Here is a 17,188-nt window from a genome sequence, read left to right on the forward strand (position 1 = left end):
CGAAGGGGCGGGATGGGGAGGAATGGGTTCGAGCGAAAGGTTCACGACGGATGCAGGCTCTGGTGAAGGACCCGATCGATCTCCATCTCGGCAAGCGCCTCGAGGCCTTGCGGCTGGCGCAGGGAAAATCCCTCCAAAGCGTCGCGAACGAACTGGACATCACCTACCAGCAGGTCCGCAAATACGAGAACGGCGAGAACCGGATCAGTGCCAGCACGCTCTATCGTCTGGCCAGGGTTCTGAACGTTCAGCCCAGCTTCTTCTTCGAGGGGATGGAGGGCGAACCCGCGCCGAACGGCGAGGCGGATTCGCAGGAAGTTCTGGAGCCGGCCTACGAAGACCTCCTCAACCGCATCAAGGATGGCGAGGTGAGGGACGCGCTTCGCCATCTCTTTCTGCGCATGGCGAAGCTGAACTCGCTTTGAGACGCTGAAAGCGCTCGAACTCTAGCCGCGACGATCGGCCGAGGTGAGGCCGACGACAGCGGCGCCGCTGGCCAGGACGATCGCATCTTCGACGAAGCCGCTGGAGGACTGGCCGTAGCGCGCCATGGCCTGCCGACGCAGCGCCAGCCCGAGATAGGACGCGCCGATCGCGGTCGCGACAGCGAGGATGGCGCCTTCGCCCTGCCGCCCCCTCGGCGCGAGCATGGCCCCGGCGAAAGCCGCCGTCAGACTGCGGGCGATCAGGCCGGCCGGCACGGTGCGATCCGGGGCGGAGCGCATCTTGTCGCCCGCCATCTCGCCGGCCGCGAGCGCGGCGGTACCCCAGGCAACCAGCGGATGCGCGAGAAGCTCGACGGCCGGCCCGCCTCGCGGCAGGGTCCCGCGCTGCGCCGCGCCGGACAGGAGCACGAGCGGCGTCATGGCGCGCTGGCCGGCGACGAGGCCGATGAGGAGAGAACGAAGCATAGGCGGACAATCTCCAGGTGGGATCGAGTGGACCGATCCCACAACTCGCAGAGCGGTCGATCGTATCCACGGGATGCGGAGATGGGATCGCGCCGGATCGGCGAGAGGCGCGCGATCAGCGCCGTCGGACGGCTTGAGTGCGCTGCAAGAAAAACCAAGGCGATTTCGCGAGTGCAGTGTAGAGCTTGCACCTGGAGATAGCTTGTCAGCGGCCTGTTCGGGTGAAAAGGATGGGTCCCGCTTTGATCGGTGCGAAGGGTCTGCCCATGCCGTCTTCCAGGAAACTGGTGGAATTGGAGGCACTTCGCGGTATCGCCGCGATCACGGTGCTGGTCCACCACTTCATGCTCGGCTTTACCCCAAGGTTGCATGGCCTGTCCTATCCCGACCAGCCCTGGTCCCTGTTCGGCACGCCTGCCTTCGCCTTGGTGAACGGCTCGGCGGCCGTGGTCGTGTTCTTCGTCCTGTCAGGTTTCGTCCTGTCGCTTCGGGTCCTGCGGACCGGCAGCGCGGAGGTGGCAGCCCTGGCCGCGCTCAAGCGCTGGCCGCGTCTGGCCGGTCCGGTGATCCTCACCAATGCCATGGCCGGCGGCGCGATGGCGGCTGGCCTCTTCTCCAACCCCGCCGTCGCGCCGCTCGTCCCTTCGAAATGGCTGGCCTGGTTCTACACCTGGCCGAGCGCCGGCTTCGCGGAAACTCCCCAAAGCATCTGGGAAGGCGCGACGACCTTCTTCACCGCGCACAGTCTCTACAATTCCAGCCTCTGGACCATGCGCTACGAATTCGAGGGAAGTTTCCTCGTGCTCATAGCGGCACTGCTCTGGGCGAGGCTTCCCCGCTTTCAAACGCCGATTCTCATCGCGCTCTGGCTCGCCGCTTTCATTGCCAGTCCCTATCTCAGCCCCTTCGTCGTCGGCGTCGCCCTGGCGGCACGGCACGAGGCGGGACCGGGGCGGGACTGGACATGGCGCGGCACGGCGGCGGCCATCGTGGCCATCCTGCTGCTCGGCGGCTATCACGAGGCCATGGTCGGCTCTCGCCCGGAAGGGCTCTATGCCCCGCTCGCCCCTCTAGCGGCATTGGACCCTCTGCGCCTGCGCGTCGTGCTCCACACGCTGGCCGCCGTGCTCTCGCTCTTCCTGTTCCAGCGCTCCGCGCCGATCCGCCGGGCCATGTCGGGCCAGGTCGGCTCAACTTTGGGCTTCCTGTCCTTCGGCATCTATCTCTGCCAGATCATCGTGATCTGTTCCGCTTCCAGCGCTGTGTTCGAGGCGACCGTGAACTGGGGCCGGGGGATGCAGATCGGCGCGACCTTCCTCGTCACAGTTGCGGGAACCCTGGCGCTGGCCGTGCCGGTCGCGATCTTCGATCGCTGGTGGATGGGGCAGGTCGGCCGGCTCTTCACCCTGGGCCACGCGCGCTACAGAGCCCGCGCGGCGGCGAGCGTCTGACTGAACCGGCCTGGCTCGCGGGGAACCTCGCCGCCGGCCATGCGTCCTGCTCAGAAGAAAAGGAGGACGACGCATGTCGAACATCATCAATCAACCGGGGCAGGACCTGCCCGAGCCGATCCTGCCCGGCACGGGGGACGATGACGCCATCGGGCGGCCGGACGGCGGACCGGGCATCGGCCCCGACACGCCGACTAGGCCCGTGGAGCCGAACCCGGCGGGCGAGCCGGACCCGACGCGCCCGGCACCGCCGGTGCCCGGAATGCCCGGCGGCCTCTGACCCACCACGCGCCGGCGCTGGCGGCGTGTCCAAGGCCCGCCGGCGCCATTCGGCCCGCTCATGAGGTTTGACGGCGGCGCGCCGGTCTGCCAACGAGTTTGCCGATCGACTTCATTCGCCTTCGGAATGACATGGCTCTCGCGCGCCGCTTTCTTCCCTCCATGTCGCTGCTGCGCGCCTTCGAGGCGGCGGCGCGGCTGCAGAGCTTCACGGCGGCCGGGGCCGAGATGAACCTGACCCAAAGCGCCGTCAGCCGTCAGATTCGCGCGCTAGAAGAACTCCTCGGCGCCGAGCTTTTCATCCGCGAGCGTCAGGCGGTGCGCCTCACCGTGGCGGGCGAGGTCTATGCGAGGGAAATCCGCGAGGCTCTGCAACGCATCGCGGGCGCGACCCTGACCTTTCGAGCCAACCCGGAGGGCGGCACGCTCAATCTCGCCATCCTCCCGACCTTCGGCACGCGCTGGCTGGCGCCGCGCCTGCCCGGCTTCCTGCGCGGGAACCCCGGCATCACGCTGAACCTGACGACGCGGCTCTCGCCCTTCGACTTCCGGCTGGAGGCGCTGGACGCGGCCATCCATTTCGGCGCGGCGGACTGGCCGGGGGCCGAGCTCGATCTCCTGATGAGCGAAACCGTGGTGCCGGCCTGCAGCCCGGCGCTGGCCGAGCGCCACGGCTTTCGCGCGCCGGCCGATCTTCTCGCCGCGCCGCTTCTCCATCTCGTGTCGCGGCCCGACGCCTGGGAGCGCTGGTTCGCCTTGCAAGGCGTGCCCTTCGGCCCGTTGCGCGGCATGCTGTTCGACCAGTTCGCGACCGCCGCGCAAGGCGCGATTTCGGGCATCGGCGTGGCGCTCCTGCCCGAATTCCTGATCGAGGACGAGTTGGCGCGCGGCGATCTCGTGCGCGCGCTCGACCTGCCGATGGAAAGCGCCGAGCGCTATTATCTGGCCTCGCCCACGACGCGCGCGACCTATCCGCCGCTCGACGCCTTTCGCCGCTGGATTCGCGCCGAGGCGGCCGGCGGTGCGGGGGAGGGCGGATAAGAGACTGTTTGGAAACTCGGTCGGGTCGGTCTGCCGGCGCTTTTCCGCCGACGCTTCGTTGCCAATCCTCGCCGATGCGCCCTCGCATCACTCAAGTTTGGCGCCTCGCGACGCCAAAAAATCCCTCGCCGGTCCTCCGCCGCCGAGTTTCCAAACAGTCTTTAAGCCGGCCTTCCCGTCTCGAAACCCTGTCTGCCCCGCAAGACGAGACAACGTGTTACGGATGCGAAGGCGCTGCTGGCGTCGCGCGGTCGGCTGGCCTAACGTCCCGCCCATGCGCTTCCCCCGCATCCCGCCGGCAGATTCTAGCCCACGGGCCGTGGGGAGGCGCGCGGCTCGACTTTGGCATGAGGACCTAAGCCTTGAAGGTTTTCGACGGACACAACGACGCCCTCCTGCGTATCTATCAGGACCCGACGCCCACTACCTTCCAGGCCTTTCTCGACGGTGATTCGCAGCTGCATATCGACCTCGCCAAGGCACGGGCCGGCGGGCTCGCGGGCGGGCTCTTCGCCATCTTCCCGCCTTCGCCCATGGCGGGCGACCTCAGCGACCGGATGAGCGGGCGAGGCTACGATCTGCCGTTGCCCACGCCGTTGGCGCACCCAGCCGGCGCCGACGCGACGGTGGCCATGGCCTCGATTCTTCTCCGCCTGGAAGCGGCGTCGAAGGGCGGGCTCACGGTCTGCCGTAGCGTCGCCGACATCGAGTCGGCCATGGCGAAGGGGAGTCTCGCCGCCGTTCTCCATATCGAGGGCGCCGAGGCGATCGATCCCGAGCTTCACATGCTCGACGTTCTGTCTGCCGCCGGCTTGCGCTCGGTGGGCATGGTCTGGAGCCGCGACAATCATTTCGCGCATGGCGTGCCCATGCGCTTTCCCTCGACGCCCGATACGGGCGAAGGCCTGCTGGAGCCGGGCAGGCGCCTCGTGAAGCGCTGCAACGAGCTCGGCATTCTTCTCGACCTGTCGCATCTCAACGAGCGCGGATTCTGGGACGTGGCCGAACTCTCGGACGCCCCGCTCGTCGCGACCCACTCCAATGCGCATCGGCTCTGCACCGTCAGCCGCAACCTGACCGACGCACAGCTGGATGCCGTTGCCGCCTCACGCGGCGTGGTCGGGCTGAACTTCGCCACCGCCTTCCTGCGGGAGGACGGGCGCATGGATTCCGACACACCGCTCGACACGATGCGCCGGCATCTCGACGCGCTTCTGGAGCGGTTGGGGGAGGAGGGCGTCGCGCTCGGCTCCGATTTCGATGGGGCGACGATCCCCGACGCGATCGGCTCCGCCGCCGGGCTTCCCGCCCTGTTCGAGCATCTGTCGAAGGCCGGCTATGGCGATGCGCTGCTGGAGCGGATCGCCCATCGCAACTGGCTCTCGGTGCTCGGGCGCACTTGGAAGGCCTGACGTCCTGTCCACAGCTTGTGCACTGCACGCGCTTGCCGAGTCATTAAGCATGTCATAGCGTCCTCTCGTCGGGCGCGGGGAATGCGTGCTTCGCGCCGATCCGCTCACCGAACCCGACGAGGTTGCCCGTGTCGTTTCTGTCTTCCCGCCCGTTCGCCCGCCGCCTTCTTGCCGGAACCGTGCTGCTTGGCGCGGCGGCCTTCGGCTCCGCGGCCCTGGCCGAGACGCCGGCCGACACGCTGGTGATCGCCAACGGCATCGACGACATGAAGTCGCTCGACCCGGCCGAGAGCTTCGAATTCGCGGGTCAGGATCAGATCAACAACATCTACGAGACCCTGGTCGAGATCGATCCGGCAACGCTGAAGCCAGTTCCTGGCCTGGCCGCCAGCTGGTCGGTCGCCGACGACGGCAAGACCTATACGTTCAAGATGGCCGAGGGGCGCAAGTTCGCCTCCGGCAATCCGGTGACCGCCGAGGACGCGGCGTTCTCGCTGCAGCGCGTCGTCAAGCTCGACCAGACGCCGGCTTTCATCCTCACCCAGTTCGGCCTGACCAAGGACAATATCGAAACCAGCGTAAAGGCGGTGGACGCCTCGACGCTGCAGATCGTCACCGACAAGCCCTATGCGCCGTCCTTTCTCTACAACGCGCTGACGGCGGAGGTCGGCTCGATCGTCGACAAAGCCGTGGTCATGGAACACGCCGCCGAGGATTTCGGCAACGCCTGGCTCGACACGCATTCGGCGGGCTCGGGCGCCTATGTCCTTCGCGCCTGGAAGCCGAACGAGTCCGTCGTGCTCGACGCCAATCCGAATTTCGGCCACGAAGTCGCGATGAAGCGCGTCTTCGTGCGCCATGTCGTGGAGCCCGCGACGCAGCTTCTTCTCCTGCAGAAGGGCGATGTCGACGTCGCCCGCAATCTCGGGCCGACCGACATCGCCTCGGTGGAGAAGGACGCCAATCTCAAGATCCAGACCGAGCTGCGCGGCCAGGTCTACTATCTCTCCGGCAACCAGAAGGACGAGATCCTCGCCAAGCCCAAGGTCATGGAAGCGATCAAATATCTGATCGACTATGACGGCATCACCAGCCAGCTTCTGAAGGGCCAGGAGCAGACTCACCAGTCCTTCCTGCCGGCCGGCTTCCTCGGTGCGATCGAGGACAAGCCCTTCAAGCTCGACGTCGCCAAGGCCAAAGCGCTGCTGGCGGAGGCCGGATATCCCGATGGGTTCGAGACCGAGATCCTGATCCGCAACGAGAAGGAGCGCGTCGACATCGCCCAGGCGATCCAGGGCTCGCTGGCGCAGGCCGGCATCAAGGCTTCGCTCCGTTCGGTGACGGGCGCCGAGGCGCTGTCGATCTACCGCGCCCGCAACCACAAGCTGACGCTGCAGACCTGGGGCCCGGACTATCCCGATCCGCAGACCAACGCCTCGGTCTTCGCCGCCAATGCCGACAATTCGGACGCGGGCGCCCTGGTCGGCAATCTCGCCTGGCGCAACGCCTATGCCGCCACGGAAACGACGCCCATGGTAGCGGCCGCCGTGGTGGAAAAGGACGAGGCCAAGCGCGCCGCCCTCTACGAAGAGATGCAGCGCCACGAGCAGATGGCTTCGCCCATCGCGGTCCTGTTCCAGCGCTCCGAGCAGCCGGCGCTGCGCAAGGGTGTCGACGGGTTCAAGACCGGTGGCGCCGTCGCCTCGGCCTTCTACTGGACCGTGACCAAGGCGGCGAAGTAGTCCCTTGCGACCCATCGGCATGAGGGCGGGTTTATGAGCCCGCCCGTTCTCGACGAGCCGGCGCTCGATCCCACGCGCGCCCCGACCGGCGGGGGCCTCGGCATCCCCCGCGCCCTCCAGCGCGGCGGGGGCCTTCTGTTCAGCCTCGCCATCACCCTGTTCGGCCTCCTCTTCGTCACCTTCCTGATCGCCCGCGTCGTGCCACTCGATCCCGTGCTGGCCGTGGTCGGCGATCGCTCGACGCAGGCGCAGTACGACGCCGCAAAGATCGCGCTCGGCCTCGACCAGCCGCTGCCCGTGCAGTTCGTGCGCTATCTCGGCGATGTCCTGACCGGCGATCTCGGCCGCTCGAACCTCACCTCGCGCCCCGTGGTGGAGGACATCCGCGCCGCCTTTCCCGCGACGCTGGAACTCGCCACGCTCGCCACGCTGATCGGCGTCTTGCTCGGCGTGCCCGCCGGGGTCTTCGGCGCGGTGTATCAGGGGCGCTGGCCCGATCAGGTGATCCGCGTCGTCGGGCTGCTTGGCTATTCCATGCCGGTCTTCTGGCTCGGCCTGATCGCGCTTCTCGTGTTTTACGGCCAGCTCGGCTGGGTCGGTGGGCCAGGGCGGCTCGATGTCTCGTTCGAGCTGGCCTACGAGTTCGACGTGACGCCGCTCACCGGATCGATCCTGATCGACTCCGCACTCTCCGGCGCCTGGGACGTGTTCCGCAACGCCCTATCACATCTCATTCTACCGGCCCTGGTGCTCGGCTATTTCTCGCTCGCCTACATCTCGCGGATGACGCGCTCCTTCATGCTCGAACAGCTCAGCCAGGACTACGTCACCGCCGCGCGGGTGAAGGGCGTGTCGGAGCGGCGCGTCGTCTGGGTCCATGCGCTGGGCAACGCCATGGTGCCGCTCGTCACCGTCATCGCGCTGTCCTATGCCGCGCTGCTGGAAGGGTCGGTGCTGACCGAGACGGTCTTCGCCTGGCCCGGCCTCGGGCTCTACATCACGCAGGCGCTGTTTGCCGCCGACTTCAACGCCGTGCTCGGCGGAACGCTGATGATCGGCGCGGCCTTCATCGTGCTGAATCTTCTCTCCGACGTCGTCTACACGCTGGTCGATCCGAGGGCGCGATGAGCGAGATGATACGGACTTCCGGGTGGCTAGGCTGGCTGACCAGCGACAGCCCGCGCTCGCGCTTTCAGGCGCGCGCCGTTTCGCTCTGGCAGGGCTGGCTGACGCTGAGGAGCAACGCCCTGGCGATGATCGGCCTTGCCCTGATCGTCCTTCTCCTGCTTATGGCCGCCTTCGCGCCCTGGCTCGCCACCCATGCGCCCAACATCCAGAACCTCAACACGCGGCTTCTGCCGCCCGGCGCCGGCCATTGGCTCGGCACGGACGAGCTCGGCCGCGACGTCTGGAGCCGGCTCGTCTACGGCTCGCGCGTCACGCTCTATGTCGTGGCGCTGGTGGCGCTCACAGCCCCGGTGCTCGGCCTCGTGATCGGCACCGTGGCGGGGACGCTGGGCGGCTGGACCGACCGTGTCCTGATGCGGATCACCGACATCTTCCTGGCCTTTCCCCGCCTGATCCTGGCGCTCGCCTTCGTGGCGGCGCTCGGCCCCGGCATCGAAAACGCCATTCTTGCCATCGCGCTCACCGCCTGGCCGCCTTATGCCCGCGTCGCCCGGGCCGAGACGCTGACCGTGCGCCGCTCCGACTATATCGCGGCCGCCCGACTCCAGGGCGCCGGCACCCTGCGCATCATCACCGGCCATATCATGCCGATGTGCCTGTCCTCGGTGATCGTTCGCGTCACGCTCGACATGGCCGGCATCATCCTCACCGCCGCCGGCCTCGGCTTTCTCGGCCTCGGCGCGCAGCCGCCGCTCGCCGAATGGGGCGCCATGATCTCCTCGGGGCGGCAATATCTGCTGACGCATTGGTGGGTGGCGACCATTCCCGGCATCGCCATCCTGCTCGTGAGCCTCGCCTTCAACCTGCTCGGCGACGCCTTGCGCGACATTCTCGATCCCCGGAGCGCGAAGCAATGAGCGCGGGGGAGGAAACCATGCGCGAAGCATTGAGCGCGGGCGAGAAGACCATGCGCGTCGAAGGAAAGACGACGTCCGACGCCGGCGAGCCTCTCCTAGAGGTGCGCAACCTTCGCGTCGGCTTCGACACGAGGCGCGGCCTCGTGGAAGCCGTGCGCGGCGTCAGCTTCACGGTCGGGCGCGAGCGCGTGGCGATCGTCGGTGAATCGGGCTCCGGCAAGTCCATGACGGGGCGCGCCATCCTGCGTCTCGTGCGCCCGCCCGGCCATGTCGCGGCCGATACGCTCCGCTTCCACGGCACCGATCTCGGTGCCCTGTCGGAGCGCGAGATGCGCGCCGTGCGCGGCAGGCGCATCGCCATGGTGATGCAGGACCCCAAATATTCGCTGAACCCGGTCATGCGCATCGACCGGCAACTCGGCGAGGCGCTGCGCGCGCACGGCCGCATCTCCGGCGCTGACGCCAAGCGCCGCATGGTCGCCATGCTGGAGGACGTGCAGATCCGCGATCCCGAGCGGGTCTTGCGCGCCTATCCGCACGAGCTTTCCGGCGGCATGGGCCAGCGCGTGATGATCGCCATGATGCTGATCCCCGAGCCTGAACTCCTGATCGCGGACGAGCCGACTTCGGCGCTTGACGTCACCGTGCAGCTCGAAATCCTGCGCATTCTGGACGATCTCGTGCGCGGGCGCGGCATGGGCCTCCTCTTCATCAGTCACGATCTGCGCCTCGTCTCCACCTTCTGCGACCGGGTGCTCGTCATGTATCGCGGCCGCATCGTCGAGGAGATCGCGGCGCGAAATCTGGCCGAGGCGAAGCATCCCTACACGCGGGGCCTGCTCGCCTGCCTGCCGCGCATCGGCGGCGGCCACGCGCCGCTGCCCGTGCTCGACCGCCAGCCGGAATGGGAGCGGGCATGAGCACCACACCGCGCATCGAGGTCCGCCATCTCGGCGTGACGCTGGGCGAAGGGCGCAGCCGCGTCGATGCCGTGAAAAGCGTTTCCTTCAAGGTCGCGCCGGGCGAGTCCTTCGGATTGGTGGGCGAATCCGGTTCGGGCAAGTCCACCATCCTGCGGGCGCTCTGCGGCCTCGCGCCGGTCAGCGCGGGGGAGGTGCTGATCGATGGAGCGCCGCTGACGGGGCGGCGCGACAAGAGCTTCGCCGCCCGGGTGCAGATGGTGTTTCAGGACCCCTACGGCTCGCTCCATCCGCGCCACACGATCGACCGCATCCTCGCCGAGCCGCTGTCGATCCATGGGTTGAAGGATCGCGACCGGCGCATTCTCCAGGCGCTGGCCGATGTCGGGCTCGACCCCGCCTTCCGCTTCCGCCTGCCGCACCAGCTGTCCGGCGGCCAGCGCCAGCGCATCGCGATCGCCCGCGCCTTGATCCTGGAGCCGTCGATCCTGCTTCTGGACGAGCCGACATCGGCGCTCGACGCTTCGATCCAGGCCGAGGTGCTGAACCTCCTGACGCGGCTGCGGACCGAGCGAGGCCTCACCTATCTCTTCGTCAGCCACGATCTCGCCGTTGTCGATCACATGTGCGAGCGGCTGCTGGTAATGCGGGCGGGGGAGGCGGTGGAGACGCTGGACGAAGGGCGCTTGGCGCGGCGGGACGTGCGCTCGGATTATGCGCGAACCCTCATGGTCGCCAGCGACGGCTTCGTGCGGTCCGGAGAAGGTGTCGCCGGCCAATAAGGCTGGGGATGGCGGGGCGACGATGCCGCCCCGCTCTCAACTTGGAAGCCGTTCAGGCGACTTCCGGCATGCCCTCCAGAAGCTTTTCCAGCGTCACAGGATAGTTGCGCACCCGCACGCCGGTGGCGTTGTGAACGGCATTCGCGATGGCCGCCGAGACGCCGCAGAGGCCCAGTTCGCCGACGCCCTTCGCCTTCATCGGCGAGGACAGCGGGTCGGTCTCGGGCAGGAAGACCACCTCCTGATGTGGGATGTCGGCATGCACCGGCACCTCGTAGCCGGCGAGATCGTGATTGACGAAGAAGCCGTGGCGCTTGTCCACCGCCAACTCTTCCATCAAGGCGCCGCCGACGCCCATGGTCATCGCGCCGATCACCTGGCTGCGCGCCGTCATCGGGTTGAGGATGCGGCCCGCCGCGCACACTGCCAGCATGCGCCGAACACGGATCTCTGCCGTGGCGATATCGACGCCGACCTCCACGAAATGCGCGCCGAAGGTGGATTGCTGGTGCCCCTTCGACAGGGCCTTGTCGAACTCGATCGTGTCTTCCACCACGAGCTCGCCGTCCCTGGCCGCGTCGCTGAGAGCCGCGTCCCGGTTGCCGGCCCGCACCCGCCCGTCGGTGAACTCGACCTCGCCGGAATTGAAGCCGAGCTTCTGCGCCACCACCTCGCGCAGCTTGACGCAGGCGGCATAGACACCGGCGGTGGAGGAGTTCGCGCCCCACTGGCCGCCCGAGCCGGCGGATTTGGGGAAGCTGGAATCGCCGAGAAGCACCTGTACCCGGCTGAGCGGCAGGCCCATCATCTCCGCCGCCGTCTGGGCGATGATCGTGTAGGAGCCGGTGCCGATATCGGTCATGTCGGTTTCGACGGTCACCACGCCGTCCCGGCCGAGGCGCACCCGCGCGCCGGAATCCATCACCTGGTTGTTGCGGAAGGCGGCGGCGACGCCGAGGCCGACCAGCCAGCGCCCGTCGCGCACCTGTCCGGGCTGTGCCTGACGCCCGTTCCAGCTGAAGCGCTCGGCCCCGATGCGGAAACACTCCACCAGCTGGCGCTGCGAGAAGGGGCGCTTGGGGTCCTCGGGGTCGACCTGCGTGTCGTTGCGGATGCGGAACTCGACGGGGTCGAGACCCAGCCTTTCCGCCATCTCGTCCATGGCGATTTCGAGCGCCATCAGGCCCGGCGCTTCGCCCGGCGCGCGCATGGCGTTGCCTTCCGGCAGGTCGAGCACAGCGAGGCGCATCGCCGTCATGCGGTTGGCGCCGGCATAGAGGAGCCGCGTCTGCGCCACCGCCGCCTCGGGCGAGCCGTCGGGCTGGTCGCCCGACCAGCTCTCATGGCCCATGGCGGTGATCCGCCCGTCGCGATCGGCGCCGATGCGGATGCGCTGGATCGTGGCGGGGCGATGCGTCGTGTTGTTGGCCATCATCGGGCGCGTCAGCGCCAGCTTCACCGGCCGGCCAGCGGCCTTGGCGCCGAGCGCGGCGAGGATCGCATCGGCCCGCACGAAGAGCTTGCCGCCGAAGCCGCCGCCGACGAAGGGCGAGATGAGACGGACCTTCTCGGGCGCGACCTTCAGCGTCTTGGCGACGTCCGACGCGCCCCAGGCGATCATCTGGTTGGAGGTCCAGACCGTCAGCCGGTCTCCCTCCCAGAGCGCCAGCGAGGCGTGCGGCTCCATCATGGCGTGGCTCTGGTCGGGCGTCGTGTAGGTCTCGTCCAGCTTCACCGCAGCCTTGGCGAAGGCCCCGTCGAAATCGCCGACCGAGGTGGCGGGCGGCGTCGAGCCGTCGTCCTCCGCCAGCGGCGCCGCGTCTCGCGCGGCGGCGAGGTCGAAGGCGCCGTCGCTCGCCTTGTAGGAAACGCGAATGCGCTGCGCGGCGTCGCGCGCCTGCTCGAAGCTTTCCGCCACCACCACGGCGACGGCCTGATGGTAATGGTCGACCTCGGGGCCGGCGAGCAGCTTCACCGTGTTCATGTCGCCCTGGCCGAGTTCGCCGGCATTCTCATACGTGACGATGGCAAGGACGCCCGGCGCGCGGCGCGCCTCCGCCGTATCGATGGCGGTGATGCGCCCCTTGGCGATGCCGGAGCCCAGCGCATAGCCATAGGCGATGCGGTCCGCGACCTCGTTGTGCTCGTAGGCATAGGGCGCGGTGCCGGTGGTCTTGAATCGGCCCTCGATGCGGTCGTGCGGCTGGCCGACGACCGTCATCCGGTCGATCGGGTTGGTGCCGGCTTTGGTGTCAAACTTCATGGCGGTCAGCTCCTCGCTTCGGTCAGGACCGCACCGAGCGTTCGCTCGGTGAGCGGGATCTTGAAGGCGTTGTGCTCGGTCGTCCTGGCATCGGCGAAGAGCTTTTCCGCTACCGGCTTGGCGCCTTTGGAAAGCTCGGCATCGGCCGCTTCCACACGCCAGGGCTTGTGTGCGACGCCGCCCACGGCGACCCGGCCCGTGCCGTCCGGCTGCACCACGGCGGCGACCGAGATCAGCGCGAAGGCGTAGGACGCGCGGTCGCGCACCTTGCGGTACATATGCGTGCCGCCAAGGGGCTTGGGCAGCGTCACGGCAGTGATGAACTCGCCGGGCTCCAGCGCCGTCTCGATTTCCGGCGTGTCGCCGGGCAAACGATGGAAATCGCCGATCGCAATGGCACGCGTGGTGCCGTCAGGCTTCACCGTCTCGACCTCGGCGTCCAGCACCCGGAGCGCGACATTCATGTCGGACGGGTTGGTGGCGATGCAGGCGTCGCTGACGCCGACCACGCCGAGCTGGCGCGAATAGCCCTCCAGCGCCGAGCAGCCCGAGCCGGGCTGGCGTTTGTTGCAGGCCATGTTGGTGTCGTAGAAATAGGGGCAGCGCGTGCGCTGCAGGAGATTGCCCGCCGTGGTGGCGCGGTTGCGCAGCTGGCCGGAGGCGCCGGCCAACACTGCCCGGGCGAGCACGCCATAGTCGCGGCGCACCCGCTCGTCGGCCGCCATGTCGGTGTTTCGCACCAGAGCGCCGATCCGCAGGCCGCCGGCATCCGTCGCCTCGATCCGGTCCAGCGCCAGTCCGTTGACGTCGATCAGGTGCTGCGGCGTCTCGATCTGCAGCTTCATCAGGTCGAGAAGGTTGGTGCCGCCCGCGATGAACTTCGCGCCGGCATGGGCGCTGGCGGCCTTGGCGGCCTCGGCCGGAGTGGTGGCGCGCTCGAAGGTGAAAGGTTTCATGCGGGCCTCCCGGCCACGTCGTTCATGGCGTCCACGATGTTGGAATAGGCGCCGCAGCGGCAGATATTGCCGCTCATGCGCTCGCGCATCTCGGCGTCGCTCAGCTCGATCGCGGCCGTCAGGTCGCCGGTGACATGGCTCGGAATGCCGTCCTTGATCTCCGCCAGAACCGAGACGGCCGAGCAGATCTGGCCGGGCGTGCAGTAGCCGCACTGGTAGCCGTCGTGCTTGACGAAGGCCTCCTGCATCGGGTGCATCGCGTCGGGCGTGCCCAGGCCCTCGATCGTGGTGATCTCGTCGCCTTCGTGCATCACGGCGAGCGACAGGCAGGAATTCATCCGCCGGCCATTGGCGATCACCGTGCAGGCGCCGCATTGGCCGTGGTCGCAGCCCTTCTTGGTGCCCGCGAGCTTCAGATGCTCGCGCAGCGCGTCGAGCAGCGTCGTGCGAAGGTCCAGGTCCAGTTCGCGCCGCTGGCCGTTCACCGTGAAGGAAACCTTTGAAACGCTTGGGGCGGGCGAGGCAGAGGTCTGCGCATCCTCGGCGCGGGCCAGCTTGGGCGCCACCGTCAAAGCGGCGCAGGCCGTGGCCGATGTCATCAGGTCGCGGCGATTGAGGGCAAGGTCGGGAAATCTCGACATGTCTCACTCCTTTCGTGAGGGGCTCCGCCGGGGGCGGCCGCAGGTGCGGCGCCGCCCGGTGAAGGGCGAAGCGATGGGCTCGGCCAGCCGATCGGCCGGGAGCGGCAACACGCTCGTTCGCAGGCTCAACTTGTAACTGGTCTAAACTGATCCCGCGAAAACCACTGGCGCCCGACTGGTGTCGGAGGTCGCTTCACCGGATGAAGCCGATCGGGCTTGACGCCGATCAATGCTTTTTATGCGCTTCGACGCCACGCAGCGCCCGGCGGAACAGGGCCCTCCGCCTCACTCCCGGCGTGTCGCCCATGTGCCGTCGGGGACGATCCTGCCGCCGACAGGCCGCTCCGCGTCAGGCGGCCCTGCGTGAAAGGGACGCAGCTTTCACGCAAACGTGTCGGCGATCGGCTGTCAGGCTTTTCCGTACCGTGCTTTGGGCTGGGCCCTTCGCCGTTCTCGCCGCTGCTTCGGGTGCAGGATCATGCCGCTTACGCCCTTTCGATCGGCCGAAATGAACTAGATAGGAGGGGCAGCGTCAGCCGGTTCCGGCGGGTTGGCGCGTCGCAGCCTCGCTTTCCCGCCTTTCATGCAGAGAATGATCCCGTGACGATTGAACGCCCGGCGACGGTTTCCACCCCTGACGGCGGGTCCCCTGCGTCTCCTTCCGTCGCCGAGGTGCTGGCCGAGGCCGACGCGCGCTACCGCGCCCTGTTCGAGGCGATCGACGACGCCTTCTGCATCATCGAGTTCATCGACGGGCCGAACGGCCCCGACAGCGACTATGTCCATGTCGAGGCCAATTCCGGCTACGAGCGCCACACCGGCATTCCCGATATTATCGGCCGCCGCGTGCGCGACCTCGCGCCGAGCGACGCGGATGTCTGGGTCGCGCTTTATGGCGGCGTTCTGCGCACGGGCCAGCCGATCCGCTTCGAGCGCGAATTCGAGCAGGCGGGGCGCCATATCGAGGTGGCCGCGGCGCGGGTCGAGCCGCCGAGCCTGCGCCGCGTCTCGGTTCTGTTTCGCGACATCACCGATCGCAAGCGCGCCGAAGCCGCTTTACGCGAAAGCGAGGCGCTGGCGCGCGAAAACGTGCAGCGCGTGCAACTGGCGCTGTCGGCGGGCGCCATCATCGGCACCTGGCTCTGGGACCTGCCGAGCGACCGGTTCACCGTGGACGAGGCCTTCGCCAAGGCTTTCGGCCTCGACCCCGCGCTCGGCCGGGAGGGCTTGAGCCTTGCCCAGGTCGTGGACACCGTCCACCCCGACGACCAGGAGGGCTTGGCCGCCGCGATCGGGGAGGCGATCACGCGCGGCGGCGCCTATGCGCACCAGTACCGAACCCGCCGCGCCGACGGGAACTACTACTGGCTGGAGGCGAACGGCCGGGTCGAGCATGGGCCGGACGGCACGCCGCTGAACTTTCCCGGCGTCTTGATCGACATCGAGGAGCGGCGCGCGGTGGAGGCCGAGCGCCAGCGCATGACCGAGATGCTGCGCACTCTCAACGAGACGCTGGAAAAGCGCGTCGAGGAGAAGACGGCCGAACTGATGGCGGCGGAAGAGGCGCTGCGCCAGAGCCAGAAGATGGAAGCGGTGGGCCAGCTCACCGGCGGCTTGGCGCACGACTTCAACAATCTGCTCGCCGGCATTTCCGGCTCGCTGGAGATGATGCAGGCGCGCATTCGGCAGGGCCGGCTCGGCGAGATCGAGCGCTACATGATCGGCGCGCAAGGAGCAACCAAGCGCGCGGCGGCGCTGACCCATCGCCTGCTCGCCTTCTCGCGCCGGCAGACGCTGGACCCCAAGCCCACCGACGTGAACCGGCTGGTGGCCGGCATGGAGGAGCTGATCCAGCGCACGGTCGGCCCGCAGATCACGGTGGAGCGGGTGGCGGTGGGCGGGCTCTGGCCGACGCTGGTGGACCCAAACCAGCTGGAGAACGCGCTGCTCAACCTCGCCATCAACGCCCGCGACGCCATGCCGGACGGCGGCAAGCTGACGATCGAGACGGGCAATCGCTGGATCGACGATCGCACCGGCCGCGAGCGGGACCTTCCGCCCGGCCAGTACATTTCCATGTGCGTCTCGGACAACGGCACAGGCATGCCGGCGGATGTGGTGGCGCGGGCTTTCGACCCGTTCTTCACCACCAAGCCGATCGGCGTCGGCACGGGGCTCGGCCTGTCGATGATCTACGGCTTCGCGCGCCAGTCCGGCGGGCAGGTGCAGATCTATTCCGAGGTGGGGCAGGGCACCATGGTCTGCGTCTATCTCCCCCGCCATCACGTGGAGGAAATGAGCGAGCCGCAGGCGCCGCCGCAGGAGCCGGAGCGCACCGAGACGGGGGAAACCGTTCTGGTGATCGACGACGAGCCCCTGGTGCGCATGCTGGTGGTCGATGTCCTGGAAGACCTCGGCTACACCGCGATCGAGGCCGGCGACGGGCCGGAAGGGTTGAAGGTCCTGCGGTCCGACCAGCGGATCGACCTTCTCATCACCGATGTCGGCCTACCCAACGGCATGAACGGCCGGCAGGTGGCGGACGCAGCGCGCGAGCTGCGCCCCGATCTGAAGGTGATGTTCGTCACTGGCTATGCCGAGAACGCCGTGCTCAGCCACGGCCATCTCGCCCCCGGAATGCAGGTCGTCACCAAGCCCTTCGACATGACGGTTCTGGCCCGGCGCATCCGCTCGATGATCGCGGACTGAGGGGCGGCGGCGCCCCGCCCGAATGAGTACGGGCGA

15 protein-coding genes are annotated in these 17,188 nt (G+C 68.1%); 11 read left to right on the plus strand and 4 right to left on the minus strand.

Going from position 1 to position 17,188, the window contains the following annotated elements:
* Positions 1-50: 50 nt before the first annotated feature.
* Entirely contained in the window at positions 51-425 is a 375-nt protein-coding gene (locus tag M673_RS06805; RefSeq protein WP_061974730.1) for a helix-turn-helix domain-containing protein, read from the plus strand.
* A 21-nt stretch (positions 426-446) separates the two neighbouring features.
* Here the strand turns inward: M673_RS06805 and M673_RS06810 are convergent, their stop codons facing one another.
* Positions 447-911, minus strand: coding sequence for a hypothetical protein (locus M673_RS06810; RefSeq protein ID WP_061974732.1), 465 nt, complete (start codon positions 909-911; stop codon positions 447-449).
* Positions 912-1,177: 266 nt separating this feature from the next.
* Here M673_RS06810 and M673_RS06815 point away from each other — a divergent pair, with 266 nt between their 5' ends.
* The 9 genes from M673_RS06815 (at position 1,178) to M673_RS06855 (ending at position 10,583) form a co-directional block, all read left to right on the plus strand.
* Positions 1,178-2,362, plus strand: a complete 1,185-nt coding sequence (locus tag M673_RS06815; RefSeq protein ID WP_187301305.1) for an acyltransferase family protein — start codon at positions 1,178-1,180, stop codon at positions 2,360-2,362.
* Between the two features lie 73 nt (positions 2,363-2,435).
* Positions 2,436-2,642 (plus strand): hypothetical protein, encoded by a 207-nt coding sequence (locus M673_RS06820; protein WP_061974736.1) that lies wholly within the window; start codon positions 2,436-2,438, stop codon positions 2,640-2,642.
* A 131-nt stretch (positions 2,643-2,773) separates the two neighbouring features.
* The gene (locus tag M673_RS06825) at positions 2,774-3,682 is read left to right on the plus strand and encodes a LysR family transcriptional regulator (protein ID WP_061977708.1); all 909 of its coding nucleotides are present in this window, start codon (positions 2,774-2,776) and stop codon (positions 3,680-3,682) included.
* 362 nt (positions 3,683-4,044) lie between these two features.
* Positions 4,045-5,094, plus strand: a complete 1,050-nt coding sequence (locus M673_RS06830) for a dipeptidase (protein WP_061974738.1) — start codon at positions 4,045-4,047, stop codon at positions 5,092-5,094.
* Between the two features lie 128 nt (positions 5,095-5,222).
* The gene (locus M673_RS06835) at positions 5,223-6,836 is read left to right on the plus strand and encodes an ABC transporter substrate-binding protein (protein WP_244493062.1); all 1,614 of its coding nucleotides are present in this window, start codon (positions 5,223-5,225) and stop codon (positions 6,834-6,836) included.
* Positions 6,837-6,869: 33 nt separating this feature from the next.
* Complete coding sequence (locus tag M673_RS06840; RefSeq protein ID WP_082639212.1) at positions 6,870-7,964, plus strand: ABC transporter permease; 1,095 nt, start codon at positions 6,870-6,872, stop codon at positions 7,962-7,964.
* Complete coding sequence (gene nikC, locus M673_RS06845) at positions 7,961-8,881, plus strand: nickel transporter permease (protein WP_061974742.1); 921 nt, start codon at positions 7,961-7,963, stop codon at positions 8,879-8,881. Before M673_RS06840 ends, nikC begins: the two co-directional genes overlap by 4 nt.
* 50 nt (positions 8,882-8,931) lie before the next feature.
* Entirely contained in the window at positions 8,932-9,801 is an 870-nt protein-coding gene (locus M673_RS06850; RefSeq protein WP_061977710.1) for an ABC transporter ATP-binding protein, read from the plus strand.
* On the plus strand, positions 9,798-10,583 hold the full coding sequence (locus tag M673_RS06855) for an ABC transporter ATP-binding protein (protein ID WP_061974744.1): 786 nt from the start codon (positions 9,798-9,800) through the stop codon (positions 10,581-10,583). The genes M673_RS06850 and M673_RS06855 overlap by 4 nt, the downstream gene beginning before the upstream one ends.
* 52 nt (positions 10,584-10,635) lie before the next feature.
* Here the strand turns inward: M673_RS06855 and paoC are convergent, their stop codons facing one another.
* The 3 genes from paoC to paoA are packed head-to-tail and all read right to left on the minus strand — an operon-like array spanning position 10,636 to position 14,443.
* The gene (gene paoC / locus M673_RS06860) at positions 10,636-12,846 is read right to left on the minus strand and encodes an aldehyde oxidoreductase molybdenum-binding subunit PaoC (protein ID WP_061974746.1); all 2,211 of its coding nucleotides are present in this window, start codon (positions 12,844-12,846) and stop codon (positions 10,636-10,638) included.
* Between the two features lie 5 nt (positions 12,847-12,851).
* Positions 12,852-13,802, minus strand: a complete 951-nt coding sequence (locus M673_RS06865; RefSeq protein ID WP_061974748.1) for an FAD binding domain-containing protein — start codon at positions 13,800-13,802, stop codon at positions 12,852-12,854.
* Positions 13,799-14,443 carry an aldehyde dehydrogenase iron-sulfur subunit PaoA gene (gene paoA / locus M673_RS06870; RefSeq protein ID WP_061974750.1) on the minus strand — a complete coding sequence of 215 codons (645 nt, stop codon included), beginning with the start codon at positions 14,441-14,443 and terminating at the stop codon, positions 13,799-13,801. Before paoA ends, M673_RS06865 begins: the two co-directional genes overlap by 4 nt.
* Before the next feature lie 600 nt (positions 14,444-15,043).
* Between paoA and M673_RS06875 the strand changes: the two genes are divergently transcribed.
* On the plus strand, positions 15,044-17,152 hold the full coding sequence (locus M673_RS06875; RefSeq protein ID WP_306302808.1) for a response regulator: 2,109 nt from the start codon (positions 15,044-15,046) through the stop codon (positions 17,150-17,152).
* The last annotated feature ends 36 nt before the right edge of the window (positions 17,153-17,188 follow it).

Source organism: Aureimonas sp. AU20, from assembly GCF_001442755.1.
Taxonomy (GTDB): domain Bacteria; phylum Pseudomonadota; class Alphaproteobacteria; order Rhizobiales; family Rhizobiaceae; genus Aureimonas.